Source organism: Pseudomonas sp. UBA5706, from assembly GCF_002419965.1.
Taxonomy (GTDB): domain Bacteria; phylum Pseudomonadota; class Gammaproteobacteria; order Pseudomonadales; family Pseudomonadaceae; genus Aquipseudomonas.
Window position 1 is genome coordinate 1 of the sequence record NZ_DIHC01000035.1, and the last position, 26680, is coordinate 26680.

General features: G+C 59.8%; 24 protein-coding genes. 14 read left to right on the forward strand and 10 right to left on the reverse strand.

The annotated features are described in order from the left end of the window. Window positions 1-271: 271 nt before the first annotated feature. Window positions 272-1036 carry a GntR family transcriptional regulator gene (locus B3I26_RS16750; RefSeq protein ID WP_296259180.1) on the reverse strand — a complete coding sequence of 255 codons (765 nt, stop codon included), beginning with the start codon at window positions 1034-1036 and terminating at the stop codon, window positions 272-274. 339 nt (window positions 1037-1375) lie between these two features. On the opposite strand from B3I26_RS16750, the gene B3I26_RS16755 reads away from it, so the two are divergent. After that, a complete protein-coding gene (locus tag B3I26_RS16755) occupies window positions 1376-2722 on the forward strand; it encodes an NCS2 family permease (protein ID WP_296259182.1) in 1347 nt (448 codons plus the stop codon). Between the two features lie 90 nt (window positions 2723-2812). Further along, entirely contained in the window at window positions 2813-3439 is a 627-nt protein-coding gene (locus tag B3I26_RS16760) for a LysE family translocator (RefSeq protein WP_296259184.1), read from the forward strand. Between the two features lie 44 nt (window positions 3440-3483). Here B3I26_RS16760 and B3I26_RS16765 read toward each other — a convergent pair whose 3' ends face one another. Together B3I26_RS16765 and uraH are read right to left on the reverse strand one after the other, a co-directional pair. Next, window positions 3484-6618, reverse strand: coding sequence for a dermonecrotic toxin domain-containing protein (locus B3I26_RS16765; protein ID WP_296259185.1), 3135 nt, complete (start codon window positions 6616-6618; stop codon window positions 3484-3486). A 149-nt stretch (window positions 6619-6767) separates the two neighbouring features. Further along, a complete protein-coding gene (gene uraH, locus B3I26_RS16770; RefSeq protein ID WP_296259186.1) occupies window positions 6768-7121 on the reverse strand; it encodes a hydroxyisourate hydrolase in 354 nt (117 codons plus the stop codon). 408 nt (window positions 7122-7529) lie between these two features. On the opposite strand from uraH, the gene puuE reads away from it, so the two are divergent. The 7 genes from puuE to B3I26_RS16805 all read left to right on the forward strand — a co-directional run bounded on the left by puuE (window position 7530) and on the right by B3I26_RS16805 (window position 14697). Further along, window positions 7530-8471, forward strand: a complete 942-nt coding sequence (gene puuE / locus B3I26_RS16775; RefSeq protein WP_296259187.1) for an allantoinase PuuE — start codon at window positions 7530-7532, stop codon at window positions 8469-8471. After that, entirely contained in the window at window positions 8468-8983 is a 516-nt protein-coding gene (uraD, locus tag B3I26_RS16780; protein WP_296259188.1) for a 2-oxo-4-hydroxy-4-carboxy-5-ureidoimidazoline decarboxylase, read from the forward strand. The genes puuE and uraD overlap by 4 nt, the downstream gene beginning before the upstream one ends. Before the next feature lie 44 nt (window positions 8984-9027). After that, window positions 9028-10023: an allantoicase gene (gene alc, locus B3I26_RS16785; RefSeq protein WP_296259190.1), complete on the forward strand. Its 996-nt coding sequence runs from the start codon at window positions 9028-9030 to the stop codon at window positions 10021-10023. A 172-nt stretch (window positions 10024-10195) separates the two neighbouring features. Continuing rightward, on the forward strand, window positions 10196-10699 hold the full coding sequence (locus B3I26_RS16790; protein ID WP_296259191.1) for an ureidoglycolate lyase: 504 nt from the start codon (window positions 10196-10198) through the stop codon (window positions 10697-10699). Between the two features lie 48 nt (window positions 10700-10747). Further along, entirely contained in the window at window positions 10748-12046 is a 1299-nt protein-coding gene (locus B3I26_RS16795; protein WP_296259192.1) for a urate hydroxylase PuuD, read from the forward strand. Between the two features lie 136 nt (window positions 12047-12182). Next, entirely contained in the window at window positions 12183-13538 is a 1356-nt protein-coding gene (locus B3I26_RS16800) for a nucleobase:cation symporter-2 family protein (RefSeq protein WP_296259194.1), read from the forward strand. 370 nt (window positions 13539-13908) lie between these two features. Then, a complete protein-coding gene (locus B3I26_RS16805) occupies window positions 13909-14697 on the forward strand; it encodes an outer membrane protein OmpK (protein ID WP_296259195.1) in 789 nt (262 codons plus the stop codon). A gap of 131 nt (window positions 14698-14828) precedes the next feature. Here B3I26_RS16805 and B3I26_RS16810 read toward each other — a convergent pair whose 3' ends face one another. After that, the gene (locus B3I26_RS16810) at window positions 14829-15050 is read right to left on the reverse strand and encodes a hypothetical protein (RefSeq protein WP_296259196.1); all 222 of its coding nucleotides are present in this window, start codon (window positions 15048-15050) and stop codon (window positions 14829-14831) included. A gap of 195 nt (window positions 15051-15245) precedes the next feature. On the opposite strand from B3I26_RS16810, the gene B3I26_RS16815 reads away from it, so the two are divergent. After that, the gene (locus B3I26_RS16815; RefSeq protein ID WP_296259198.1) at window positions 15246-15860 is read left to right on the forward strand and encodes a TetR/AcrR family transcriptional regulator; all 615 of its coding nucleotides are present in this window, start codon (window positions 15246-15248) and stop codon (window positions 15858-15860) included. Between the two features lie 3 nt (window positions 15861-15863). Here B3I26_RS16815 and B3I26_RS16820 read toward each other — a convergent pair whose 3' ends face one another. Beyond that, window positions 15864-16256, reverse strand: coding sequence for a response regulator (locus tag B3I26_RS16820; RefSeq protein ID WP_296259248.1), 393 nt, complete (start codon window positions 16254-16256; stop codon window positions 15864-15866). Window positions 16257-16949: 693 nt separating this feature from the next. Between B3I26_RS16820 and B3I26_RS16825 the strand changes: the two genes are divergently transcribed. The 4 genes from B3I26_RS16825 to B3I26_RS16840 all read left to right on the forward strand — a co-directional run bounded on the left by B3I26_RS16825 (window position 16950) and on the right by B3I26_RS16840 (window position 21707). Further along, window positions 16950-18581: a methyl-accepting chemotaxis protein gene (locus tag B3I26_RS16825; protein ID WP_296259200.1), complete on the forward strand. Its 1632-nt coding sequence runs from the start codon at window positions 16950-16952 to the stop codon at window positions 18579-18581. Window positions 18582-18813: 232 nt separating this feature from the next. Further along, window positions 18814-19695, forward strand: a complete 882-nt coding sequence (locus B3I26_RS16830; protein WP_296259201.1) for an urea transporter — start codon at window positions 18814-18816, stop codon at window positions 19693-19695. A gap of 45 nt (window positions 19696-19740) precedes the next feature. Then, a complete protein-coding gene (locus B3I26_RS16835; RefSeq protein WP_296259202.1) occupies window positions 19741-20598 on the forward strand; it encodes an ion transporter in 858 nt (285 codons plus the stop codon). A gap of 110 nt (window positions 20599-20708) precedes the next feature. Continuing rightward, on the forward strand, window positions 20709-21707 hold the full coding sequence (locus tag B3I26_RS16840; protein ID WP_296259203.1) for a sulfate ABC transporter substrate-binding protein: 999 nt from the start codon (window positions 20709-20711) through the stop codon (window positions 21705-21707). A gap of 319 nt (window positions 21708-22026) precedes the next feature. Here B3I26_RS16840 and B3I26_RS16845 read toward each other — a convergent pair whose 3' ends face one another. From B3I26_RS16845 to B3I26_RS16865, 5 genes are read right to left on the reverse strand one after another with little or no spacing between them, the layout of a single operon-like run. Beyond that, window positions 22027-22452: a hypothetical protein gene (locus B3I26_RS16845; protein WP_296259205.1), complete on the reverse strand. Its 426-nt coding sequence runs from the start codon at window positions 22450-22452 to the stop codon at window positions 22027-22029. Between the two features lie 50 nt (window positions 22453-22502). Next, a complete protein-coding gene (gene ccmI / locus B3I26_RS16850; RefSeq protein ID WP_296259207.1) occupies window positions 22503-23708 on the reverse strand; it encodes a c-type cytochrome biogenesis protein CcmI in 1206 nt (401 codons plus the stop codon). Further along, on the reverse strand, window positions 23705-24175 hold the full coding sequence (locus B3I26_RS16855; protein ID WP_296259208.1) for a cytochrome c-type biogenesis protein: 471 nt from the start codon (window positions 24173-24175) through the stop codon (window positions 23705-23707). The genes ccmI and B3I26_RS16855 overlap by 4 nt, the downstream gene beginning before the upstream one ends. Further along, complete coding sequence (locus B3I26_RS16860; RefSeq protein WP_296259210.1) at window positions 24172-24708, reverse strand: DsbE family thiol:disulfide interchange protein; 537 nt, start codon at window positions 24706-24708, stop codon at window positions 24172-24174. Before B3I26_RS16860 ends, B3I26_RS16855 begins: the two co-directional genes overlap by 4 nt. Next, window positions 24705-26678, reverse strand: a complete 1974-nt coding sequence (locus B3I26_RS16865; protein ID WP_296259211.1) for a heme lyase CcmF/NrfE family subunit — start codon at window positions 26676-26678, stop codon at window positions 24705-24707. The genes B3I26_RS16860 and B3I26_RS16865 overlap by 4 nt, the downstream gene beginning before the upstream one ends. Window positions 26679-26680 lie beyond the last annotated feature (2 nt).

Consider the following 26680-nt stretch of genomic DNA (forward strand, 5'->3'; position numbering starts at 1 on the left):
GCAGAGCGTGGGAACGATCATTGCTCATGGAGTGATAAGCCATTCGCCGAGCGATGTTATGCGCTTCTGGCCGCAGGCCGTAGGAGCCTGGCTTGCCAGCGATCTGCCGGGCACCGGCAGTAGACTCAGCCTGCGCGGTGGCGTCAGACACGAAGCATCGGCGGGCTTTACGGATGACCGATCGTTCCCACGCTCCGGGGAACGCATACCCGGACGCTGCGCGTCCAAAACCGACGAGAGCGTGGGAACGATAGATGCAGCGACTACCCGATCAAACCGTCGTGCTGCGCCCTGGCTTTTTCTTGGGCAGCATCAAGTGCGAGAACACCGCGTGCAAATCGTCGGATGCGCTGTCTTCGTCAAGGTTGAGTTTGCTATCGATGTGGTCCATGTGATGCATCATCAGGTGCACCGCCAACGTTACATCACGAGCTTCGATGGCGTCGATCAGCCGGGTGTGTTCGTCGTAGGAACAGTGCGAGCGATTACCGCTCTCGTACTGAGCGATGATCAATGAAGTCTGCGACACCAGGCTGCGCTGGAAGCTGATCAGCGGGGCATTCTTTGCCGCTTCGGCCAGCTTCAGGTGAAACTCGCCGGACAGCCGAATGCCTGCGCCCCGATCTCCTCTGGAAAAGCTGTCACGCTCGTCGCTGACCATTTTGCGCAGCTCGTTGAGCTGTTCGACAGTGGCGTGCTCAACGGCCAGTTCAGTGATGGCCTTCTCGACCATGCGTCGGGCGAAGAACACCTGACGGGCTTCTTCAACGCTGGGGCTGGCGACCACTGCCCCGCGATTTGGCCGCAACAGCACCACGCCTTCATGGGCCAGACGCGACAATGCGCGGCGGATGATGGTGCGACTGACGCCGAAAATCTCGCCCAGGGCCTCTTCGGAAAGCTTGGTACCGGGAGCCAGTCGTTGTTCCAGGATCGCCTCGAAAATGTGCGCGTAGACGATATCGTCCTGGGTGCCGCTGCGGCCAGTCTTGGCGGCGCGCGGCTGTTTTTTGAGAGGTTGCAACTGATCGTTCATGGGCACTCGTAAGACTGAATGCGGCCCGGAGGCCGTAACCGTGACTGCTGATGAACAAAGCAATAGCAGATATCAGTGCGAAGTCACAGTAAGCGTAATGGCGCATTGTACACAGAGTGCGGGGTCTGAACACTTTTCTGCCGGGCGAGCCTTCATGAATACAATCGGAAAAATAACCGTCACAAAATCAAAAACATTATTTGCAATTCTTGTATACAAAAGCATAATTCATCCGTGCACGTTTCTGACCTTTCAGTCAACAAAAGGCCGACGGTCGATTCACCTCACGGAGCAGGTCCCGGCTCTGAAAAACAATAAGAACGTTCCGAGGATTCCATTGTGGAAAGTCGCAAAACCGAAGCCGCTGCGTTGAATATCACCCCAACAAGTAAAGGCTTGCTTGAACGCATCTTTAAACTGAGCCTGCATGGCACGAGCGTCCGGACTGAACTGCTGGCAGGGCTGACGACCTTTATCACCATGGCGTACATCATTTTCGTCAACCCCAACATCATGGCCGACGCCGGCATCGATCACGGCGCCGCGTTCGTCGCCACCTGTATCGCTGCCGCGCTGGGGTGCCTGTTGATGGGGCTGTATGCCAACTGGCCGGTGGGCCTGGCGCCGGGCATGGGACTCAACGCGTTCTTCACCTATACCGTGGTCGGTACCATGGGCTACAGCTGGCAGACGGCGCTGGGCGCGGTGTTTATCTCGGGGCTGATCTTTATGGTTCTGACGCTTTCCAGGATTCGCGAGTGGTTGCTCAACAGCATTCCGGTAAGCCTGCGTTTTGCGATGGGTGCGGGGGTCGGCCTGTTTCTCGGGCTGATCGGTCTGAAAACCGCAGGCATCGTGGTCGACAGCCCGACGACGCTGATCAAGCTCGGCTCGCTGCGTGAGCCTGGCCCGCTGCTGGCGGCGATCTGCTTTTTGATGATCGCGGTGCTCAGTTACCACCGGGTATTCGGCGCGATCCTGATCAGCATCATCGTCGTGACCCTGGCCGGTTGGGGTCTGGGCCTGGTGCATTACAACGGCATCTGGTCTGCCCCGCCAAGCCTGGCACCGACCTGGATGGCGATGGACATCGCCGGTGTGTTCAACGTCAGCATGATCAGCGTGGTGCTCGCGTTTCTGTTCGTGCACATGTTCGACACGGCGGGCACGTTGATGGGGGTGGCGCAACGAGCCGGACTGGTGAATGAAGACGGTCGTATCGAAAACCTGTCCCGCGCGCTCAAGGCCGACAGTGCGTCGAGCGTGTTCGGGGCGATGGTCGGTGTGCCTCCCGTGACCAGCTATGTGGAAAGTGCTTCGGGCGTAGCGGCCGGTGGCCGCACCGGGCTGACCGCCGTGACCGTCGGCGTACTGTTCGTCGCCGCGATGTTCTTCGCCCCACTGGCGGGCATGATTCCGGCCTATGCCACCGCCGGTGCGTTGATATACGTGGCCATGCTGATGATGGGCGGGATGGCTCATATCGAATGGGACGAGGCCACCGACGCGATTCCGGCAATCGTCACCGCGATCATGATGCCGCTGACGTTCTCGGTGGCTGACGGCATTGCGCTGGGTTTTATCACCTATGTGGTGTTGAAGGCCTGTACCGGGCGCCATAAGGAAATCTCGGTGAGCCTATGGGCGTTGTGCGCGATCTTCATTGCCAAGTTTGTGTTTTTGTAGATTCGCTGCAATACCGAACCTGGGTGCCAATCCCGGATACGCCGCACACCCTGTCGGATCGGGGCAATGTTCATATTAAGGAGAACCCGAATGACGCTGGAAACCTGGCTGCTGTTCAGCGGCGCTGCACTGGTGGTGATTCTGATCCCGGGCCCGCTGTCGTTGCTGATGATTGGCAACAGCCTGAATTACGGCTTGCTGCGCTCGTACCCGGCCTTCCTTGGCGGGGTCTGTGCGTCGATTTGCCTGCTCAGCGCTTCGGCCTTGGGCCTGGGTGCGTTGTTGATGGCTTCGGAGCAGTTATTCAGCGCGCTGAAGATCGTGGGCGGCCTGTACCTGTTCTACCTGGCGTGGCAGAGCTGGAAGCAATCGCGCCAGCCTGCCACCGGATCGCAAGTCCCCGCGGCCATGAGTAGACCGGCGTTTGCTGCGCTGTTCGGCCGCGCTTTCGTGCTGGGCGCCAGCAATCCGAAGGACATCCTGTTCTTCGCGGCTTTCCTGCCGCAGTTCCTCAAGCCCGACCAGCCGTTTGCGGGCCAGTTGATCACCATGATCATCACCTGGACCCTGCTGGATCTGGCCTGCAAGCTGTTCTACGGCTTGAGCGCCCAAGGCGCCGCACGCTATCTGCGCACCGGCAAGGGCCAGAGCTGGTTTAACCGTATCAGTGCCGGATTGTTCGGCGGCGCGGGCACCGCAGCGCTGCTCAGTCACTGATGTATCGCGCACGCAGGCCGTTCATTACCGTCGCAGCTTGCCGGTCAGTCATCAGTCACCAGACGCTGAACGAACACTTGAGGCCCCGAGCCCAGGCGGCCACCGATCCTCACGCCGCCGACCAGTTTGACCAGCCGCCCCTGATCCCGCGCTTCGACCAGCGTCTTTAGCGCGGTGTCGCGGGGCCAGGCAGCCGCCCACTCGTCGATCCATCGATTGGAAAAGGCAATGGCGCTCGCCACATCGGTGCGACGAAACTCGAGCTGCGGCGCAGAAGTCAGTCGCGTTTTCAGCAGGTAGAGCTGCTCCTGGCCAGGGCGGCGAAACAGCAGAATCGAGCGTACCTTCAACACTGCTTCGTTCGCCGAGATCAATTGATACCCTGCGTGGTTCAGCAGTGCCGACATGAACTCACGCATGGCGCTTTTCGCCGACATGCCCGACTGCATGCCACCGCTCACGGTCTCCAGGAGCCGGGCCAGGGAGGGCTCTGTGACCAGAAAATCCAGCCGTGTGCATTCACGCGACGAGGGTCCGTAACTGATCCATAGACGAGGCATGACCGTGTCGGTGGAGGTCATGCGCGAGCCTTCAAGCATCAGCAATGGATCGTCAAGCCCGGGCAGAGGTGCACGCTGCCCTTTTTTCCACGCGTTGAGCGTCGCCTTGATGTTAATCAACCGGGTTGCCGTGAGCCCGGTGTGAGTCTGATCGGCAGCGTCAAAGATTTTTTCGGCAAGAATCCGGTAGCTCGCCGGAGTCAGACCCGGTCGTGCTTCTTCCAGCAGGTCTCGGATCGGCAACCTGAACAGCGGTCCATGCACCGTCCACTGTCCGTTCTGGTAAGACGCCATGCAGGGCTGCTCGAAGCGGTCACGGCGGATCACCTGGTTGAGGCCGGAATAACCGTCCTCCAGCGGCGCCGGGTTCTTCAAAAAAACGATCGAAGGATGCTGACTCGCGCCGCGGGGCAGGATGTCATACCGCGAGCCGTCGATCCTGACGAAGCCGGCGCTGCCCGGTTCACCGAGCAAGCGCAAGACCGGCGGCTGGACTTCGATCTGTTGCAGCGCCGTCGCCTCATCCAGCGGTCGGCCCCAGCGTTTCCAATGCTCGACACCCGGGGGCACGGCAGACAATGTGGATGGGCCGGGCTGTCCCGATGATAACCCCTGAGCGGCTGGAGAAGGAGGATCCTTGCGCTTGAGCGTGGTGCCCGGTTGCGGCGCTGGCAGGGGTTCAACGCGTCTGTACGCCTCGGCCCAATGGGGAATCACCTTGTGCTTCTGGTAGTGAACGGCAAGGTCCAGTTCCAAACGGCGTTGCTGATCCGCCGGGAATTCGTAACGATCGAGCAACTCGCGGGCCTGTCGATGAGTAAAAGCCGGATCATCGTGGGCTCTGGCGATGAGCGTTTCAGCGATAGTGGAGCGCACCCCGCCCTTAAGACCAACGTCGCAGTGATACACCCAGGCGCCATTCTCGAAACGCACGGGCGGTTCGTAGCTCTGCAGCGGGGTTTTCCTCAGGCGCAGCGTCTGCTCGCCATTACGCCGATAGACTGCATACGCCCGCCCTTCGCGCTCGATCCACAGCTGGCCGTCCTTGAGGCGCGTGCCCAGATCACGACCGGTTTGCGGCACCGCGGTGCTCAGGGAGGTCGGCACTTCGTAACCATCGAAGGGTTTGAGTACGTGTTGGCGAAGCCCTGAAGACGCCGCACGAAGGCGCGCGCCGCGACGCGCCATTCGCGCCAGCACGAAAATACCGGTGGCGCCCGGTACCACCGAAAACACCACATCCAGCACGCTCAAGGCGGTCCCGCCCAAGGCCAGCATGCCGTCATTCAAGCGCCCTTCGCCAAGGGATTTGGCCGCCTCATGCCCACTTAGCCAGCCGTCCTGGACGCTGAGCAGTGTGCCGATGCCAGGTAGCAGGCTCAGCCACGCTTTCAAATACCCCAGGCACGCTTCGCTACGCTCCCAATTGCGCTCTGTCTGAATGTCGAATCGGCTGCGCGCACTGACGCGGGTCATGCGCTGATGCATCAAGGCGCGGGCATGCAACTGCTGCGCGGCGATTTGCAGATCGAGCGCAGGCACGAACTGAATAAAGCCGTCGAACCCGCGAGCCAGTGCCTGATTGATGTAACTGCCGTGGCTGGCAACGCGCTGTGGGTCGAGCGTGCGCTCAGCGAGGTAATTGACCAACGCAGGTTTGCTGAGCAAATGCTGGATCAGCCGCGACCTGGCCAACAGCGGGTCATTGGCCTCGATGATCGGGACATCCGCTGGGGCGTCAGGCAGGTAAATGACCGTGTGGCCCGAATGCTGATGGCGAATCATGCACAGGCCGGCGAGCGTGTGGCTGTCGTGCTCTCCGCTGACCGCAGTGCCCGGCTTGAACTGCAGCCAGTTCATTTCCAGGTCCACGGCGTCGGTTTCGGCTGTACAACGCGCCTGCGCTGCCAGTTGCAGCAACTGATAACCCTCCTCGCTCAGACGTTTGCGGGCGCGTTCGCAGAATGCTTCCAGCTCGATCTTGCGCGCGTAGGGTTGCAGCAGGCGCTCGACTTCGTGCCGGTCTTGCTCTGTTACCGCCGGGTCCACCCGGAATACCTGCCTGAGTCGGTTACGATAGCGCTGGGTCACGTCGAGTTGAGGAATGACGGCGTGCAGCCACACCCCGGTCAGGGCCGGAGCGTCATGGATCTGCACAAAATCCAGCCGCCGTGCCATCTGCTCGTCGTCGGCCGCGAAGTTTCGCCGCGCCAGTTCAGACAGGCTCATCTGCTCGCGTTCGCTGCTCGCGACCCAAGGCGCCTGGTAGTGGGTGACCCGGGCGAATTGAGGGTCGATGCGGTAGTCGCGCCACACGCTGGCCGGCAGATCGACGAAGGCCGTGTCCGGGTCGAGATCAATGCGCAGATCCTCCTTGAGCCGCGCCGCCACCGTCTCTCGAATGAAATCCTCGAAAGAGGGCAGCACCTGCTCAAGGTGGCTTTCGAGGGCTTCGGCACTGGCGTGATAATCGATGAGTCGACGGCAATATTCATCGCGCACGGGTTGTTCGACGTTGCTCAGCCAAGGCGGCATGGGAGCAATCAGTTCCTGAAGCGGCTGGTCGTCGGCTTCGTCCGCTGGCAACAGGTCCAGGGGCTGCACGGCAATGGTGGTCATGGGAATTCTCCAGAATGCTGAGGAACACTGGAGTGTTCACATGCCACGCCGCCAAATGGCCTACATATATATCGGACGAAAAAAAGCCCGCAGTGTGGGGCGGGCAAGAGAAACGGGGGGGCAGGACGATGAAACGGAAAACGCCGGGCCTAGCTGCCGCGATAAGTGGAGTAGCTGTATGGCGATATCAGCAGCGGCACATGGTAATGATCCTGGCTGGCGTCGATGCCGAAGCGCAGCACCACCTCATCAAGAAATGCATGATTGCCTAGGGGCACGCCCTTGGTACGGAAATAATCGCCAGCGCTGAACTGCAGTTGGTAGACCCCGGAACGATACGCATCACCCTGCAGCAAGGGGGCATCGCAGCGGCCATCGCTATTGGTCAATGCCTCAGCGATTTTCTCCAGGCGTTCGCCCTCGACCCGATACAGCGCGACGCGGATTGCGCTGCCGGGACAGCCGTGCGCGGAGTCCAGTACGTGTGTGGTCAGTCGTCCCATGGCGTGTCAGTGCCTCTTTCAATCGTTGGATGGGGTAAGCGCACTCTTTCAGTGCTTTTCACGCCACGGAAAAGCGCGCGATGAGCGATTAAGACATTTTCTAATAAAATTGTACACAATAAAAACGGCATTTTTGGTCACCGAAAGCAGGCTCGCAAAGAAAGTCCAGATTTCCCGGCGCTCGAGGATTGCATTGCAATTATTCCGCAGATCCTGACCAGTTGGGCAAGTATCTTGCAGTCATCCAAGAGATGAGAAAAGCAAAAAACAGACTTACAAATCGCAAATAAACTTGTATACAATCTATCCATCGCAGCGACGGTGCGTTCCCCAGCAATGCGATCACGCCTCGATGCCTGATCCATGACGGCCACCGCCACAGACAACACGTAGATAAGGAAGATTGCAGTGAGCGCCGACTATCCACGCGACCTGATCGGTTACGGCAGTAACCCGCCCCATCCCCACTGGCCAGGCAATGCTCGTATCGCGCTGTCGTTCGTACTCAATTACGAAGAAGGCGGCGAGCGCAACATCCTGCATGGCGACAAGGAATCCGAAGCGTTCCTCTCCGAAATGGTCGCGGCCCAACCGCTTCAGGGGCAGCGCAACATGAGCATGGAATCGCTTTACGAATACGGCAGCCGCGCCGGCGTGTGGCGCATCCTCAAACTGTTCAAACAGTTCGACATCCCGCTGACCATCTTTGCCGTGGCCATGGCCGCCCAGCGTCATCCAGACGTGATCCGTGCGATGGTCCAGGCCGGTCATGAGATCTGCAGCCACGGCTACCGCTGGATCGATTACCAGAACATGGACGAGGCGCAGGAGCGCGAGCACATGCTCGAAGCGATCCGCATCCTCACCGAACTTACCGGCGAACGTCCGCTGGGTTGGTACACCGGTCGTACCGGGCCGAATACCCGCCGCCTGGTGATGGAGGAAGGCGGCTTTCTCTATGACTGCGACACCTATGACGACGACCTGCCCTACTGGGAGCCGAGCAACCCTACCGGCAAGCCGCACCTGGTGATCCCTTACACCCTGGACACCAACGACATGCGCTTCACTCAGGTGCAGGGGTTCAACAAGGGCGACGACTTCTTCGATTACCTAAAGGACGCTTTCGACGTGCTGTACGCCGAAGGCGCCGAGGCGCCGAAGATGCTCTCCATCGGCCTGCACTGCCGACTGATCGGACGCCCTGCCCGTCTGGCCTCGCTGCAACGCTTCCTTGAATACGTCAAAGGCCATGAGCAGGTGTGGTTCGCCCGTCGCGTGGAAATCGCCCGCCATTGGCACGACGTCCATCCGTTCAAGGGCAACCCTCTGAAAGGAGACGCGCAGTGAGCCGCTTTCAGACGCTGACCCCTTCATCCTTGAGCCGCGAAGACTTTGTTAAAGCCTTCGCCGACATCTACGAGCATTCGCCCTGGGTCGCCGAAAAGGCTTACGACCTGGGCTTGGGCAGCGATATCGACGACGTCCAGGTGCTGCATGCGCGTATGAGCGACATCCTGTTGAGCGCCGATCATGCCAGGCAACTGGCCTTGATCAACGCTCACCCGGATCTTGCCGGCAAAGCTGCCGTGCAAGGTCAACTGACCGAAGCCAGCACCCACGAACAGGCTGGCGCCGGTATCCACCAATGCACGGCTGAGGAGTTTGCACGCTTCACCGAGCTGAACGACGCCTATAAGGCCAAGTTCGCGTTCCCCTTCATCATGGCGGTAAAAGGCAGCAACCGGCATCAGATCCTCGCGGCGTTCGAGACGCGCATTCACAACCCGGTGCAAACCGAGTTCGCCTGCGCCCTGGCCGAGATCAACAAGATCGCGATGTTCCGCTTGCAGGCGCTTTGAGCCCTGACCATCCCCACGCCCATTACCAAAGGCAGACAAAAAGAATGAAAGCTTACGCCGTACCCTTCGAAAAATTCGTCAACCTGGCCGATGCCCGGCTGGGCACCAAAATCCTGTCCGTGACCGACGATTGGTTCGCCGACGCCAACCGCCTGTTCCAGCCAACCCCTGCGGTGTGGAAAGAGGGCGTGTTCGACGACAACGGCAAATGGATGGACGGCTGGGAATCGCGCCGCAAGCGTTTCGAAGGTTACGACAGCGCCGTCATCCGCCTGGGCGTGGCAGGCTCCATCAAGGGCGTGGACATCGACACCTCGTACTTCACCGGTAACTACCCGCCATCAGCCTCATTGGAAGCCTGCTTCCTGGCGTCGGGCGAGCCGGATGCAAACACCGTCTGGACTGAAGTGCTGCCGGCCGTGGAGCTGAAAGGCGACAGTCACCACTATCACGAGATCAGCGACGCCAAGGCGTACAGCCACTTGCGTTTCAATATTTACCCCGATGGCGGCGTGGCGCGTCTACGGGTGTACGGCGTGCCTCATCGCGATTGGTTGGCAGTGGGCGACAACGAACAGGTGGACCTGGCGGCAGCACTCAATGGCGGTCGCGCCCTGGCCTGCTCCGACGAGCATTTCGGCCGCATGAGCAACATCCTCAATCCTGGCCGTGGCGTGAACATGGGCGATGGCTGGGAAACGGCGCGGCGTCGCACGCCGGGCAACGACTGGGTGATCGTGGCTTTGGGGCATGCCGGTGAAGTCGAACAGATCACCGTCGACACCTTGCACTTCAAAGGCAATTACCCGGACAGCTGCTCGATCCAGGGCGCCTTCGTCAAAGGCGGCACCGACAGCCAGATTGAAACCCAGAGCCTGTTCTGGCGCGAACTGCTGCCAAGCCAGAAGCTGGAAATGCACGCTGAGCACACCTTCGTCGAACAGATCAAAACGCTCGGCCCGATCACCCACATTCGTCTGAACGTGTTCCCGGACGGTGGTGTGAGCCGGCTGCGGGTGTTGGGCAAGGTGGCGAAGTAAGGTGGAGCATCGTTCCCACGCTCTGCTTGGTAACGGCCCGTCGGACGCCGGGCGTGCGTGTACGGCGCACGCGTAGCGACCAAAGAGGCGTTCCCACGCTGAGCGCGGGAACGATCGACAGGTACCGCGCTAAACGCACATTTATCTTGAACCCGAGAACAGAAGAACCTGCATGCGCACATTGATTATCGAGCCATTGACCAAAGCAGCCTTCGCCCCTTTCGGTGACGTCATCGAAACCGATGGTAGCGATCATTTCATGATCAACAACGGCTCGACCATGCGCTTCCATCGTTTGGCCGAGGTAGCAACGGCGACGCCGGAAGACAAGGCGATCATCAGCATTTTCCGCGCCGACGCGCAGGACATGCCGTTGACCATCAGCATGCTGGAGCGCCATCCGCTGGGCAGTCAGGCGTTCATTCCGCTGCTCGGCAACCCTTTTCTGGTCGTGGTCGCGCCATTTGGCGATGTGCCTGTACCGGAGCTGACCCGCGCCTTCCTTACCAATGGCAGGCAGGGTGTTAATTACCATCGCGGCGTCTGGCACCACCCGGTGCTGACGATCGAAAAGCGGGATGACTTCCTGGTGGTTGATCGCAGTGGCAACGGCAATAACTGCGATGAGCATTTCTTCGAAGAGAGTCAGAAAATGATTCTCGATCCCCACCAATAAGAAGGGTCTGACTGCTCGTTAAGTAGCAGAAGACTAACGGTAAAGACTGTGGCAGCACATCTGATGGAATGGCTGAATCTGGGCGTGCGCTGGATTCACATGATCGTCGGGATCGCCTGGATCGGCGCTTCCTTTTACTTCGTCTGGCTGGAAAACAATCTCAACCGCGCCAAACCCCGTGACGGACTGTCGGGCGATCTGTGGGCGATCCACGGCGGCGGTATTTATCACCTGGAAAAATACAAGCTGGCCCCGCCGACCATGCCGGACAACCTGCACTGGTTCAAATGGGAAGCCTACTGGACCTGGATGTCGGGCATCGTGCTGCTGTGCATCGTGTTCTATTCCAACCCAACCCTCTATCTGCTGGCCCCCGGCAGCACCCTGAGCGGCGGCGAAGGCATCGCCATTGGCGTCGGCGCGTTGATCGCCAGCTGGTTCATCTACGACGTGCTGTGCGACTCGCCGCTGGGCAAGCGTCCCGGGCTGTTGGGCCTGGTGCTGTTCGTGCTGGTCATTGGCGCCTGCTATGGCTTCAGTCAGGTATTCAGCGGGCGCGGTGCGTACCTGCATACCGGTGCGATCATCGGCACGATCATGGTGGGCAACGTGTTCCGCATCATCATGCCGGCGCAGCGGGCACTGGTCGCCGCCATCGCCGAGAACCGCACCCCGGACCCGACGCTGCCGGCCAAGGGCCTGCTGCGTTCGCGCCACAACAACTACTTCACCCTACCCGTGCTGTTCATCATGATCAGCAACCACTTCCCGAGCACCTACGGCAGCCAGTACAACTGGCTGATCCTGGCCGGTATTGCAGTGTGTGCGGTGCTGGTGCGCCACTACTTCAACACTCGTCACAACAGCCACAGGTTCGCCTGGGCATTGCCGGTTGGCGCATTAGGGATGATCTGCCTGGCGTACGTGACCGGCCCTGCTCAGATGCCCCGTGGTCCGGACGCAGCGAAGATCGAATACCAGCCTCTGCCAGCGACGGCGATCGGCGGTCACCGTGCCGACGAGCCCAAGCCAGAAGCCGTCCCGGCATCGGCCCCCGCGCCCGTGCAGGCCAGCAACAGCGGTGGCGTGGATTTCGAGAAAGTGCACAGTGTGATTCAGGAACGCTGCGCAGTCTGTCATTCGGCCAAACCGACCAGCCCGCTGTTCAGCACTGCACCGGCCGGGATCATGTTCGACACGCCGCAGCAGATCCAGCAACTGGCCCCGCGCATCCAGGCTCAGGCGGTGACCGCGCAGATCATGCCACTGGGCAACATCACCCAGATGACCCAGCAGGAACGTGACCTGTTGGGGCAGTGGATCGACAAGGGGGCCCATACGAACTAAGGCAGCGACCCGCTCGGGTCAACGCAAATCCTGCAGGCGCGTCATGCACCCGCAGGAATCGCGCTTCATCGTGCCAAACGTTTCACCGCCCAGCCGCACCGGGCGCACTCAAAAATAATAACAAATGAGGTGTTGCATGTCCGAGTCAACTCACGCGCGCATCCCTGCTGCGCCACCAAGACAGCCCCTGCCACTGATGCAATTGATTCTGGTGGGCCTGCAACACGTCCTGTTGATGTATGGGGGTGCCGTTGCGGTGCCGCTGATCATCGGCCAGGCCGCCGGTCTTTCCCGTGAAGAAATCGCCTTTCTGATCAACGCCGACCTGCTGGTGGCTGGCATCGCCACCGTCGTCCAGTCCCTGGGCGTCGGCCCGCTGGGCATCCGCATGCCGATCATGATGGGGGCCAGCTTCGCCGCAGTCGGCAGCATGGTCGCCATGGCGGGCATGCCTGGCGTGGGCTTACCGGGCATCTTTGGCGCCACCATCGCCGCGGGGTTCTTCGGCATGCTGGTCGCGCCGTTCATGTCGAAAATCGTGCGCTTCTTTCCGCCATTGGTGACCGGCACAGTTATCACCTCCATTGGCTTGTCGCTATTCCCCGTTGCGGTGAACTGGGCGGGCGGCGGCAGCAAGGCGGTCATCTTCGGTGACACGCTGTACCTGGGCGTTGCCGCGCTGGTCCTGCTTACCATCCTGCTGATCAACCGCTTCATGCATGGCTTCTGGGTGAACATCTCGGTGCTGATCGGTATGGGCCTGGGCTATATCCTTTCCGGCTTCATCGGCATGGTCGACCTCAGCGGTCTGGCCCAGGCCGACTGGATAAAAGTGGTCACGCCGCTGCATTTCGGCATGCCGCAATTCAGCCTGGCGCCGATTCTGTCGATGTGCCTGGTGGTGGTGATCATCTTCGTCGAGTCCACCGGAATGTTTCTCGCCCTGGGCAAGATCACTGATCGCGAAGTCACCCCGGGCATGCTCCGCCGCGGTCTGCTGTGCGACGCCGCTGCCTCGTTCCTGGCCGGGTTTCTGAACACCTTTACCCACTCCTCGTTCGCCCAAAATATCGGCTTGGTGCAAATGACGGGCGTTCGGTGCCGCTCGGTGACCATCGTTGCCGGTGGATTCCTGATCGTGCTCAGCCTGCTGCCGAAGGCGGCCTACCTGGTGGCATCAATTCCGCCGGCAGTACTGGGCGGCGCAGCCATTGCCATGTTCGGCATGGTCGCCGCCACCGGGATCAAGATCCTCCAGGAGGCTGACATTTCGGACCGTCGCAACCAACTGCTGGTGGCCGTCAGCGTCGGCATGGGCCTGATCCCTGTGGTGCGACCGGAGTTCTTCAGCCAGTTGCCCCACTGGATGGGGCCGATCACCCACAGCGGCATCGCTATGGCAACCTTGAGCGCCGTGTTACTGAACCTGCTGTTCAACGTGCTCGGCGGTGCTGAGCGGGCTTCCATGGCGGGGCCGCTGCACTCGCACTAACGCCAGTGCCCTGTTTTTGACTGATGTGCTCTCTGGCAGAGCACTTGAGTGCGGCTGCACGAGTCAGTATCCTCCGCCGCCGCCTGACTGCACGTAAAAACAGGGCCTAAACACTACTGCACAGTTATCTGACTGACCGGACAACTAACCGATCGGTGACTGCACTCGCGGCAAGGCATCAAAAAATCACCCAATCGGCTGTTTTTCAAACAGCGGACGAGACTTTTGTGCCTTTTTTCAGGGTGTTGGCGCAGCTCTTGCTATCCACATAAAGCTGACCAATCAGACAAGTTACTCAGCCAATAACAAGACGCCGAAACAGAGCGTCGATCACCGGGCAACATCGACTTTTACCTTAGGGAGTATTTGCATGAACCGCACACTTTCCAGCCTGATGGCCGCAGGCAGCCTGCTTGCCGCCGCTCCGGCCATGTCCGGCGATCTGCTGCAGTGGCAGAGCAACAGCCTGACGTATCTTTACGGTAAAGACTTTGCCGTGAACCCTGAGATTCAGCAGACATTTACTTTCGAACATGCTGATGGCTGGAAATACGGCGACAACTTCCTGTTTGTCGACAACATCTTTTACAACGGTAAAAAAGACCCGGGCGTAGGTAATAACACGCTGTATGGCGAATTCTCCCCTCGCCTCTCGCTGGGCAAAATCTTCGACCAGAAGTTTGAACTTGGCCCCATCAAAGACGTATTACTGGCGGGTACTTACGAGTTTGGCGAAGGCGATGTCGAATCCTATCTGATCGGTCCGGGTTTCGACTTGAATATCCCGGGCTTCGACTATTTTCAGCTCAACTTCTACAAGCGCTATAACGACGGTCATCGCGCTGGTTACGGTGCCTGGCAGATCACCCCGGTCTGGTCCTACACCATTCCCGTGGGCAAATCCGACATCCTGATCGACGGTTATATGGACTGGGTGGTGGACAACAAGCAGTCCAACACCAAGGGCGACTACCACTCCAACCTGCATTTTAATCCGCAGATCAAATATGACCTGGGTAAGGCGCTGAGCCTGCCAGACCGCCAGCTGTACGTGGGCATCGAATACGACTACTGGACCAACAAATACGGGATCGAAGACTCGCGCTACTTCGACACGGACCAGAATACGGCGAGTTTGTTGGTCAAAGTGTTCTTCTGATCAGCAGCGGCGCTGCCGCTAATTTTTTCGCGCCGCCGACAACCCTGTCGCAAAACGGCTGGCCGGCGGCGCCTTTAATAGACCTGCCGCCGGCGAGCCGTATTGCAGAGCCGCCTTTAATGAAATCGGAGCTACTGTCGTTCCCAAGGCATGGGCTTGCCCGCTCGGACCCGTGCATTAAGGGTGCGCAGCAGATCCAGAGGATCACGGTCTTTCATTGCGTGACTTTGCTCGTCGACCCAGCTCATGACCTGCTGGCGATCCAGCGTCGGCCGGCGATGAAGAATTTCCACCAGTTGCCGCTCACAGTGCTGGGCATAGGCGACCACGCTGGAAAACAAAGGGCTGTTCATAAACCGACACCTCGCCACCGAATACCCATCCAGGCCTTGAAAAAGGCGCCTCGTATTTCCCGCTCACGCTACCACCGGCTCACAATAGCACCTGTGTCACTGGAGGCCACGCCGCGGCTGTGCAGCAATCTTGAGACTGTCGCAAGGCCGGTGCTAACATTCGCCACCGCCGAGCAGGCAAGGAAATTCCGCTTTATGAGCAGTATCCGCGAGCGCAACAAAGAACTGATCCTGCGCGCAGCCAGTGAAGAATTCGCCGACAAGGGGTTCGCCGCTAGCAAGACCAGCGATATCGCCGCCAAGGCCGGTGTGCCCAAGCCCAACGTGTATTACTACTTCAAATCCAAGGAAAACCTGTACCGAGAGGTGCTCGAAAGCATCATCGAGCCGATTATGCAGGCATCGACGCCATTCAATCGCCAAGGGGTTCCAGCCGAGGTATTGAGCAGCTACATCCGCTCCAAGATCCGCATTTCGCGCGACCTGCCCTTCGCCTCCAAAGTGTTCGCCAGCGAAATCATGCACGGCGCCCCGCACCTGACGCCCGAGCAGGTTGAACAGCTCAATGGCCAGGCCCGCCATAACATCGAATGCATACAGGGCTGGATCGACGACGGGCTGATCGCGCCGCTCGATCCTCACCACCTGATGTTCAGTATCTGGGCCGCGACCCAAACCTACGCCGATTTCGACTGGCAGATTTCCACGGTCACCGGCAAAGCCAAGCTGGAAGAATCCGACTATGAAGCCGCCGCCCGGACCATCATTCGTCTGGTTCTCAAAGGGTGCGAGCCGGACCATCGACCCTGACGGTCAAGAGGTCTTGACGGACTCCAGTGCCTGATCGACGCCGTCGAGCAGTTGCCCAAAGCTCCAAGGCTTGCGAATGAACGTCACCGGATGCGTGACGCCCGAACTCTCCGGCGTTTCGTGACCCGACATGATCAGAATCGGAATCTGCGGCCAGTTTTCGGCTGAAAGATTGGCTAACTCTGCACCGTTCTTGCTACCCGGCATCAAGATGTCGGTCAGCAGAAGCGATACGCCGTCAGCGTTTGCCTTGAGATAAAGTTCGGCCTCGTCGGCGTTTTCGAGCGCATGAGTCGAAAAGCCCTCGTCACCAAGAATCTCGCAAACGAAATCCCGGATGATCGACTCATCCTCAACCACCAGAATCAGCCCTTTTTGTTCCACGTTTGCTGCCATTTGCGCTGCTTCCACGATAATTCTTCCCATTGCCTGCCCGGCCGGCCCTGTCCTGGACTCGGGTGTTGTCGGTAATGTGAGCGGCGACGGCGCAGGAAATTCCATTTCGCGATAAGTTTTGGTTTAAACGGTTGTTAAACAGCGGAAATGCGCGACAGCGTAAGAATAGGGGTTCGCCTGATGCACGGGCACGGTACGGCTCGTAAGCCTTGGGGTTGCTGTTGAGGACGCTGCAACACGGTGCAAAGCGCGGCAGGGAGAATGGGCCTTTTTGCAGGCAATAAAAAACCCGCCGAAGCGGGTTTGTGCAACACCGTCCAACTTCCTGTTGGCCGCCAGTACCTTGGCAACGGTCGATCGTCCCTGATCCTGCAGCGGTCCGTTGCTGCAGTTGATGGATCCAATATATCGCGCTGATGGGATCCAACATAGAGCAAAAATCTCCACTTCGTGTAAGCCTTTGGCTACAAACGTTAAAAAAATGACGTCATTTTTTCGATCGCACGAGGGCACATAAGGCAATCCGCGGCTGCGTGGATAAATGTGGACAGCGCTCTCAGGTTTGGTCGAGCAGCGCCGAGATGCTGTAGACGGACCTGCTTGGGCGTTCAAAGACCGCAGCAGATTTGCCGGCACGCGAGTCGCAAATGGAAACGACTCGCGCAAAACAAGAACAACTAACGGAGTGACGGTATGACTATGCGCAACCTCTCGATCAGTCGGCGTCTGTGGCTGATCCTCATCGTCGCTGTGTTGATGTTGTTTACGTTGGCCGCAGCCATGCTTAGGCAGGTTCATGACGACCTTTACGAAGCCAAGGCACAGAAGACCATGCACGTGGTACAGACCGCCAGCGGCCTGCTCGACTACTACCACGGCCTGGAAAGCGCCGGCACCCTGACCCGCGAGCAGGCCCAGCAACAGGCGATGGATGCTATTGGCGGCCTGCGGTACAACAAGACTGACTACTTCTGGATCAACGACCTGCGTCCGGTGATGATCATGCACCCGGCCAATCCCAAGCTGGTGGGTCAGGACCTGTCAGGTATCAAGGACCCCGACGGCTTCCAGGTTTTCAATGAAATCGTCGCGGTGGCCAAAGCCAAGGGCGCAGGGCTGGTCAGCTACCGCTGGCCAAAACCTGGCGCCAGCGACGCCGTGCCGAAAACCTCTTACGTTTCGCTGTTTACGCCCTGGGGCTGGGTGATCGGTTCGGGCGTGTACGTGGACGACGTGCAGGCCGAGTTTCGGCAGCAGGTGATGAGGGCAGCGTCGATCAGCCTTGGCATCATTGTGTTGATGGCGATCTTGCTGACGGTCATTGGACGCAGCATCGCCGGCCCGCTGAATGCGACCGTCGAGGCAATGGCCAATATCGCCAGTGGCGAAAGCGATCTGACCCGAAGCCTGCAAACCCAAGGCCGCGACGAAATCACCCAGTTGGCTACCCATTTCAACACGTTCACCACCAAGCTGCGTGGGGTGGTCACCGAGTTGCAACGGTCGGCGATCGGCCTGGGCCAAGCGTCCAGCGAGCTGGGCAGCAATGCGCTGCAAGCCCAGGAACGCAGCCAGCAGCAGTCATTGCAGATGGAGCAGGTGGCGACCGCCGTCAACGAGGTGACGTACGGCGTACAGGATGTGGCCAAGAATGCCGAGCATGCGGCCAGCGAGATGCGCAACGCCGAGTCCCAGGCGCAGCAGGGGCAGGCCAATATCGACAGCAGCCTGAAGCAGATCGATCATCTGTCAGGCACCATCGATCAGGCCGTGGAGGTGATCCGTACCCTGGCAAGTGAAAGCACGCAGATTGGCGGGGTGCTGGAGGTGATCAGTTCGATTGCCGAGCAAACCAACCTGTTGGCCTTGAACGCCGCCATCGAAGCCGCGCGGGCGGGGGATCAGGGGCGCGGCTTTGCGGTGGTGGCCGACGAAGTCAGGCTGCTCGCACAGCGTACGCAAAAGTCCACCGCCGAAATTCAGACGATGATCGAACGCCTGCAAGCCCATTCCGATGCGGCGGTGAAGGTCATCGGCGACAGCAGCCGCGCCTCGCAACTGACCATCGAGCAAGCGAATCTGGCTGGCAAGAGCCTGACCTCCATCAGTCAGGCATTGCGCAATCTCAACGGGCTGAATGCATCCATCGCCAGTGCCACTCTGCAACAATCCCATGTCGTTGAGGACATCAATCAGAACGTCACTCAGGCCGCGCAGTTATCACAGAGCACAGCGGTGGCAGCCGAACAATCCAGCGCCGCCAGTGCGCAACTCAAAGGGTTGAGTGAGCAGTTGAGTACGTTGTTGAGGCAGTTCCGGGTGTGAAGAAAGCCGCCTGGCGTTATGAGCGCGGACATCTGCGGTCGTGCGCAGTTGCTGTGGGAGACGTGGCTGCTTACGACAGCAGGAAGACGGTGCGTGATCCAAGGCAGCTACGTCCGACCCACCGAACATCTGCAGGAGCGCGCTTTTCCCGGGAAACGATCATTCAGGATCTTGATTAACCTAGAGTGCAAAGCCATTATGTATACAATAAATAACAATATTGAATACACACATGCACATCCTGAATCATACCTCCTCCCATTGCCCCGATTGGGCTGAAGCCCTGCTCAACGGCTTCAGCCAGGTGCTGCTGCAACGCAGCCCTGCCTGTGGCCTGCTTTGCCTGCTGGCGATTCTCGTCAGTGCCCCCTCCTCCCTCGGTGGCGCCTTGCTGGGTGCGGTCGCGGGACTGCTCACTGCGCAGCGTCGCGGCTATGCCAAGGCCGAGCGACAGTCGGGGATCTACAGCTATAACGGCGTGCTGCTTGGGCTGCTGATCTGTTACCGGTTCGAATCCTCGCCCTTGGTACCGCTGCTGATCATCGCCTGCGGCGGCCTCAGTGCCATGCTGATTCACGCCTGGCAGCAATTCGCCCCACGAGCATCGTCGCTGAAAGCCTACACCGCGCCCTTCGTGCTGTTCAGCTGGATATTGCTAGTCTTCACCGAACCGTTGCCCGCTCCGCAACTTGCCGATTCGAACTTGCTTCACGCGCTGCCGCTGGGTCTGGGCCAGGTGTTTCTGCTGGACCATCCGCTGGCGGGAGCGTTGATCGGCGTTGGTCTGCTGATCGCCAATCGCCGTGCTGCGCTTTGGGCGGTCCTGGGTTGCACCAGCGGCGTCGTCTTTGCGCTGTCCCAGCAGCAGAGCGATTTCACTGTGCTGGGTCTTTGCGGCTACAACCCGACGCTAGCGGCGTTGGCCTTCAGTCAGACGCGTGACAGGCCCTGGATGCCAGGCGTCGCCATTATCCTCGCCATATTGCTTCAACCAGGATTCTTAAGCCTGGGCCTGGCCACCCTGACCGCCCCCTTCATCCTCGCGTGTTGGCTGGTGCAGGCTAGCGCCCGCCTGTGGCAGCAGACAATCGACGATCAACGGTTGCGCTCCTGAGCGGTTTGTCACAGGCTCTGGCGACCTTGCAATCGGAACTGCCTCATGGACAGCAACACCCGCTGGCGCGAACAGCTGCGCATTATCATTTTCCAAAGTGACACCAAACCCGGCCGACGCTTCGACAAGATCCTGCTGGTGATCATTCTCTGCAGCCTGCTGGTGGCAATCATCGACAGTATCGAGTCGGTGCATCGCCAGTACGCCGATCTGTTTGCCTGGATCGAGTGGGGCCTTACCTTCATCTTCGCCGTCGAATACATCCTGCGCCTGTACTGCTCACCGAAACCGCTGAAATACGCGTTCAGTTTCTATGGGCTGATTGACCTGCTGGCCATCGTGCCGGGGATCCTGGCGATCTATTACAGCGATGCGCAGTACCTGTTGATCGTACGTGTGGTGCGGATGCTGCGAATCTTCCGCGTGCTCAAGCTGAGCCCATATCTGAAACAGGCCAATTACCTGCTGGCGGCCCTGCAAGGCAGCAAGCAGAAGATCATCGTCTTTCTGGTCACGGTGTCCACCCTGGTGACGGTGTTCGGCACGCTGATGTATGTCGTCGAAGGCCCGCAGCACGGCTTTACCAGCATTCCGAAAGGCATCTATTGGGCAATCGTCACGCTGACCACCGTCGGTTTCGGCGATATCGTGCCGAAGACTCCCGTCGGCCAGATACTTTCCTCACTGGTGATGATTACCGGTTACTCGATCATCGCCGTTCCCACTGGCATTTTTACTGCGGAGCTGGCCAATGCCATGCGCGGCGGTCAGTTGGAGCACCATTGCCCGGTATGCGCCAAGGACAGCCACGAGCACAGCGCCGCATTCTGCTCGAGGTGCGGCAACGCGCTGTTCCCTAAGGTTGACTCGATTCCTGCATCCACGCCCTCTGGAAAAACATAAGCACAGACGTTTTTAATCTATGGGCCGCAGGGGGTTTTCGATATAGTCGCGGCCATTAGCCAGCTTTTTATTCATAAGAACAATTCCACACACGACAAAGGAATTTCGCAGTGAACAAACTTTTCGCCGCTTCCCTGCTGGCTGCCGGACTGGCCTTCGGCAGCGCCGCCCATGCCGCGCCTCAATTGCTCAACGTCTCGTATGACGTCATGCGCGACTTCTACCGGGACTACAACGTTGCCTTCCAGGAACACTGGAAAGCCGAGCATCAGGAAGATGTCACGCTGCAGATGTCCTTCGGCGGCTCAAGCAAACAGGCGCGTGCGGTCATCGATGGCCTGCAGGCGGACGTCATCACCATGAACATGGCCACCGACATCAACGCCCTGGCCGATAACGGCAAACTGGTGCCGGATAACTGGGTCACCCGTCTGCCGAACAACAGCGCGCCGTTTACCTCGGCCACGGTGTTCATCGTGCGCAAGGGCAACCCCAAGGCGCTGAAAGACTGGAACGATCTGGTCAAAGATGGCGTGGAAGTGATCGTGCCCAATCCGAAAACCTCGGGCAACGGACGCTACACCTATCTCTCTGCGTGGGGCTATACGCTGAAAAATGGCGGTGACGAAGCAGCGGCGAAAAAGTTCGTCGGTGAGCTGTTCAGCCATGTGCCGGTGCTCGATACCGGTGGCCGCGGCGCGACCACGACGTTCATGACCAACCACATCGGTGATGTACTGGTGACCTTCGAAAATGAAGCCGAAATGATTGCCCGCGAGTTTGGCCGCGATCAGTTCGAAGTCGTCTACCCCAGCGTATCCGCCGAAGCCGAGCCGCCGGTGAGCGTGGTCGATAAAGTCGTCGACAAAAAAGGCACCCGCGCCGCCGCTGAGGAGTACCTCAAATACCTGTGGTCTCCGAAGGGTCAGCAGATCGCTGCGGACAACTACCTGCGTCCTCGTGACCCCGCGGTTTTGGCCAAATACACCGACCGTTTTCCGAAAGTCGACTTCCTCGACGTGGAGAAAACCTTCGGCGACTGGCGCACCGTGCAGAAGACCCACTTCAATGATGGCGGGGTGTTCGACCAGATCTATCCGGCCAAATAAGCGGACTGGGCCAGACAAAAAACGGCGACCTAAAGAAGGTCGCCGTTTTTGTCTGTCGAGCGAGATGTGATCCCCGAACGCTGCCTAAAACCTGAATACCATCGGTGGGGGATAAGAAAAGATGCTGAACATAACCCGATGCAACCGAAAAATAATGCCGAGTAAACCAAGCGGATCGAGGTGACAATTCAACGACTTTTGCACCCCGGATGAAACCCGAGTTACAAGTGGGTCAAGCGTCATCCCACACAGCAACGCCACTTGACGCCGCAACAAGCCCCTGCCCACCTTCCGCAGAAGCACAATCCTGCAGATCCGCTCAATTCCCGAACTGTTTGCTCAACCCCGGTGGTACGCCGCTGGCGTCGGTTTGCTGCCATGGGCCGGCTGGCGAGGTGGCCCAGGTCCAACCGTTGTTCCAGCGGTAGTAGGTGCGTTGGCGGTAGAAAGTGTTGGGCACGTTGTCCAGTACATGCACCCCGAGCTTGGCATCCCAGTGACTGTTGCCACCCGGCGGCGGCGCGAAGTTGGCAGAGGTTTTCGGGCCGGACGGTATGGGTATCGACGGCGGGGTCTGTGGCGTGGTGCGAGGCGTGCCCGGCTGGGGGGTCGGCTGCGGGTTGGCAGAGCCTCCCGGAACGGTCGGAATCGGCTCCGAACTCTGCGGACCAGGGTGCTGGACCGCACAGGCGGCGCTCAAGGCCACCACCACGCTCAACAAGGCAAATCGTGCGACGCGATACATAGGTCCTCCCCAATTGTGTGTATGGACTGTGGCTGAGCCGCGCGATCAGGCTACTGATCGGGGCTGTCAATGGTCAGGGCCTGACGGGCAGTCACGTTGCTGGGCAACGGCGGGCTGCGCCCTATCCACTCTCCGGCAGTGGGCTGGCCTGCGCGTGACACCCGAGCCACCAATTGGACTTCAGGAAAGTTGGACAGTTTCAGCTCAGGCATCATGGCATCTGCGTCGGTTAGTTCTACTTCCACCGGCAGATCAGCCACTTTTACACGCTTGACCGCCAAGGGTGCGGGCGGCCCGGAGACCGCACGGGCAAACACGAACACGGTATCACCCGGTTGAACCCTGCTTCTCAGCGCATCCGACAGTGTCACTCGAACCTTCAGGTGTGCAGCAGGCGCTGCCAGTAACGGTTCGTCCTGCACCTGACCGCCGCTCTTGACCAGCCTGTCGCGGGCCTGGGCAATTCCACCTTCAAGCGCCGAGCGCGAAGGATCGGTCGGTGGCAACACCGCCAGCAGACGTTTCCAGTAGTCGACTGCCTCCTGAAAATGCCGGCTTTCGAACGCATTGATGCCCTTGAGCCCCAGACTGGTCACTTCGTTAGGATCAATCTTCAGCGCTTCATCGGCTAACCCCTGAATCTGTGGCGTCCAGGCCTTGTTGCCTGCAAAGTACAACGCCTGCGCCCACTGCCCCAGCAGTTCGGCCTGACGCCCCGCCACCGCGACGGCGCGCTCGAACATCCTGGCTGCATCGGCGGGACGGTCCTGAGCCATGTAAGTGCGTGCGAGAAAGTACAGGCTTTGTGCCGAATCCGGCTGCGCCTTCACGGCACGTTCCAGGCGGTCGGTCATCTGTGCCAGCGAGCCGGGAGGCTGGGAAAACTCGCGCGTTAGCTCGACCTTGTCGCTGGCGCCGAAATGCAGATACAGCGCAAGTCCCACTACCGGGACCAGCACCGCCACCAGCACTGGCAACGGTTTGCCCAAGCGAGCAACCCGTTCGGCTGCCCCCTCCTCGGTATCGGCCAGCAATTCACGTGCAGCTTCGGCGCGGCCGCTGTCCATCTGTGCAGTGGACAACACACCCTCGGCCTGCTGTTGTTGCAACTCGGTCAGCCGCTCCTGATACAGCGCGACGTTCAGGGCAGTGCGATCTTCCTCGCGCTGTGCACGGCGACCCCGCACCAGCGGGATCAGCAGGAAACTCAAGGCCACCAGCAATAGCAGGCTGGTGGCTAGCCAGAAATCGATCATTCGTGGTTTTTATCCAACAGGTGGGCGAGGCGCTGACGCTCCTCGTCGGAAAGCATATCGGCATCTTCGTCCCCTTGGCGGCGACGGCGCACGACAATGACGCCAATCAGCAGCGCGCCGCCGAGCAGCAAAGCGGCAGGGCCGAACCAGAGCAACCAGGTGTGCGCATTGAGTTCAGGCTTATAACGCACGAACTCCCCGTAGCGATCGACCATGAAATCGATGATCTGCTGGTTGCTCTGCCCTTCGCCAAGCATGCGGTAAATCTCTTTGCGCAAGTCGGCGGCAATCGGTGCGTTGGAGTCGGCGATGTCCTGGTTCTGGCATTTCGGACAGCGCAACTCACGGGTCAGCTCGGTGTAACGGGCACGCTCGGCGTCGTCCCTGAAGGTATAAGCGTCGATGGCCGCGTGGGCAACGCCCAGGCAGCTCAAGGCCAGCGCGGCAGCAGCAAGCAAGCGCTTCATGGCTTATCCTCGTCCACCAATCCCTGATACAGCCCGGCAAGCTTCTCCCGCCACACCGTCTCGTCGATCACACCAACGTGTTTGTAGCGGATGATGCCCTTGCGGTCGATCAGGAAGGTTTCCGGGGCGCCGTAGACGCCCAGATTCAGACCCAGGCTGCCCGTTTCATCGTTGATGTTCAGCTGGTACGGATCATGGAAATCCTTGAGCCACTTCAAGGCGTCGGCGTTAACGTCCTTGTAGTTGACGCCGTAGATCACCACGCCCTGCTGCGCCAGTTTCGTCAACACCGGGTGCTCGACGCGGCAGGCGACGCACCAGGTGCCCCAGACATTGACCAGCGCCGGTTTGCCCAGCAGATCAGCCCGGGTCAGCGGCTTGCCGTCCTGCACCGAGGGCAGGGAAAACTCCGGGAAAGGCTTGTCGATCAACGCCGACGGCAGCTCCGACGGGTCCAGATACAAACCTCTGTAAAGAAACACCGCCAGGCCAAGAAACAGCACCAGCGGAATCAACAACACCCAACGTTTCATACCACCACCTGCGACAAGCCCAGCGCGTCACGTACCCTAGCCCGGACCTTGACCCGATAGCGCTTGTCCAGCGCCGCCAGCAAACCGCCCAGCGCAGTGATCAGGCCTCCGAACCAGATCCAGCGTACGAACGGCTTGACATGCACGCGCACGGCCCAGGCGCCGTTGTCCAGTGGCTCACCCAACGCAACGTACAGGTCGCGGGTCCAACCACCGTCGATACCGGCCTCGGTCATCATCGAACGTTGTACGGTGTATAGGCGTTTTTCCGGGTACAGCACGGTGACGGCCTTGCCATTGGCGAGCACACGAAGGGTGCCCTCATCGGAGGTGTAGTTGGGGCCTTGAACATGCCGCGCGCCGTCGAAGATGAACGTGTAGCCGCCCAGTTCCACCGAGTCGCCGGGTGCCATGCGCAGGTCACGTTCAGCGCTGTTCTGGCTCGACAAGACCACGCCCAGGGCGACCACCACGATGCCGATGTGTGCCAGTTGCATGCCCCAGTAACTGCGAGTCAGCGTGCGCAGGCCCTTGAGCAGACCTTTGTGTCGGGTCTTGTCCAGCAGATCGCGCGCGCCGGCCAGCAGCACCCAGGCAGCAAGCGCCACGGTGGCGAGCACCGCCCAGTGGAAATCGGTCATTACAAAACCGGCGACCACTGCCAGCACCGCGCTTGCGACCAGCACCGGCGCCAGCATGCTCAGCAGCCATCTGACCGGGGTGTCTTTCCAGCGCACCAGTACACCGACAGCCATCACGGCCATCAGCAGGCCCATCAGCGGCACGAACAGCGCGTTGAAATAAGGCGGGCCGACCGACATCTTCGCTCCGCTCAACGCATCCAGCACCAGCGGGTAGAGGGTGCCGAGCAGAATCATCGAGGCGGCCACCACCAGCACCAGGTTGTTACCCAGCAGCAGCGTTTCCCGCGACCACAGGCCAAAGCCGACGTGGCTTTTTACCACCGGCGCACGGACCGCGAACAGGGTCAGCGAGCCGCCCACCACCAGCAGCAGAAACACCAAAATGAACACGCCACGGGCCGGGTCGGAGGCGAACGCGTGCACGGACGTAAGCACGCCGGAGCGCACCAGGAAGGTGCCCAGCAGGCTCAGTGAGAACGCGGCAATGGCCAGCAGCACGGTCCAGCTTTTGAACACGCCACGTTTTTCGGTAACCGCCAGCGAGTGGATCAGGGCCGTGCCCACCAGCCACGGCATGAACGAGGCGTTTTCTACCGGGTCCCAGAACCACCAGCCGCCCCAACCGAGCTCGTAATAGGCCCACCAAGAACCCAGGGTGATGCCAATGCCCAAAAACGCCCAGGCAACGATGGTCCATGGACGCGACCAGCGCGCCCAGGCGGCGTCCAGCCGACCTCCGAGCAACGCCGCAATGGCGAAGGCGAAAGCCACCGAAAAACCGACATACCCCATGTACAGCATCGGCGGATGAAAGATCAGGCCTGGGTCCTGCAACAGGGGGTTGAGATCGCGCCCGTCCTGGGGGATCTGCGGCAGGATACGGCTGAAAGGGTTGGAGGTCAGGATCAGGAACAGCAGAAAGCCGACGCTGATCATGCCCATCACTGCCAACACCCGCGCCAGCATGACTTGGGGCAACTGCCGGGAGAACACCGACACGGCGAAGGTCCAGCCTCCGAGAATCAGCGCCCAGAGCAGCAGCGAACCCTCGTGGGCGCCCCAGACAGCGCTGAACTTGTAATACCAAGGCAAGGCGCTGTTGGAGTTTTCGGCAATGTAGGTCACCGAAAAATCATCGACCAGAAACGAGTAGGTCAGGCAACCGAACGCGAACAGCAGAAACGCGAATTGGCCCCAGGCGGCAGGCTGGGCCAGGCCCATCCAGATGCGATCGCCACGCCAAGCACCGATCAGCGGCACGCTGGCCTGCACGATGGCAAAGCACAGGGCCAGAATCATGGCCAGGTGGCCGAGTTCGGGAATCATGG

Coding starts and splice junctions, on each gene's coding strand:
- B3I26_RS16825 (WP_296259200.1), top strand. CDS start 16,950: ATGACTATGCGCAACCTCTCGATCAGTCGGCGTCTGTGGCTGATCCTC.
- B3I26_RS16765 (WP_296259185.1), bottom strand. CDS start 6,618: ATGACCACCATTGCCGTGCAGCCCCTGGACCTGTTGCCAGCGGACGAA.
- B3I26_RS16800 (WP_296259194.1), top strand. CDS start 12,183: ATGTCCGAGTCAACTCACGCGCGCATCCCTGCTGCGCCACCAAGACAG.
- alc (WP_296259190.1), top strand. CDS start 9,028: ATGAAAGCTTACGCCGTACCCTTCGAAAAATTCGTCAACCTGGCCGAT.
- B3I26_RS16860 (WP_296259210.1), bottom strand. CDS start 24,708: ATGAAACGTTGGGTGTTGTTGATTCCGCTGGTGCTGTTTCTTGGCCTG.
- B3I26_RS16835 (WP_296259202.1), top strand. CDS start 19,741: ATGGACAGCAACACCCGCTGGCGCGAACAGCTGCGCATTATCATTTTC.
- B3I26_RS16830 (WP_296259201.1), top strand. CDS start 18,814: ATGCACATCCTGAATCATACCTCCTCCCATTGCCCCGATTGGGCTGAA.
- B3I26_RS16810 (WP_296259196.1), bottom strand. CDS start 15,050: ATGAACAGCCCTTTGTTTTCCAGCGTGGTCGCCTATGCCCAGCACTGT.
- B3I26_RS16815 (WP_296259198.1), top strand. CDS start 15,246: ATGAGCAGTATCCGCGAGCGCAACAAAGAACTGATCCTGCGCGCAGCC.
- B3I26_RS16760 (WP_296259184.1), top strand. CDS start 2,813: ATGACGCTGGAAACCTGGCTGCTGTTCAGCGGCGCTGCACTGGTGGTG.
- B3I26_RS16750 (WP_296259180.1), bottom strand. CDS start 1,036: ATGAACGATCAGTTGCAACCTCTCAAAAAACAGCCGCGCGCCGCCAAG.
- B3I26_RS16865 (WP_296259211.1), bottom strand. CDS start 26,678: ATGATTCCCGAACTCGGCCACCTGGCCATGATTCTGGCCCTGTGCTTT.
- B3I26_RS16820 (WP_296259248.1), bottom strand. CDS start 16,256: ATGGCAGCAAACGTGGAACAAAAAGGGCTGATTCTGGTGGTTGAGGAT.
- B3I26_RS16855 (WP_296259208.1), bottom strand. CDS start 24,175: ATGAAGCGCTTGCTTGCTGCTGCCGCGCTGGCCTTGAGCTGCCTGGGC.
- ccmI (WP_296259207.1), bottom strand. CDS start 23,708: ATGATCGATTTCTGGCTAGCCACCAGCCTGCTATTGCTGGTGGCCTTG.
- B3I26_RS16790 (WP_296259191.1), top strand. CDS start 10,196: ATGCGCACATTGATTATCGAGCCATTGACCAAAGCAGCCTTCGCCCCT.
- uraH (WP_296259186.1), bottom strand. CDS start 7,121: ATGGGACGACTGACCACACACGTACTGGACTCCGCGCACGGCTGTCCC.
- B3I26_RS16805 (WP_296259195.1), top strand. CDS start 13,909: ATGAACCGCACACTTTCCAGCCTGATGGCCGCAGGCAGCCTGCTTGCC.
- B3I26_RS16845 (WP_296259205.1), bottom strand. CDS start 22,452: ATGTATCGCGTCGCACGATTTGCCTTGTTGAGCGTGGTGGTGGCCTTG.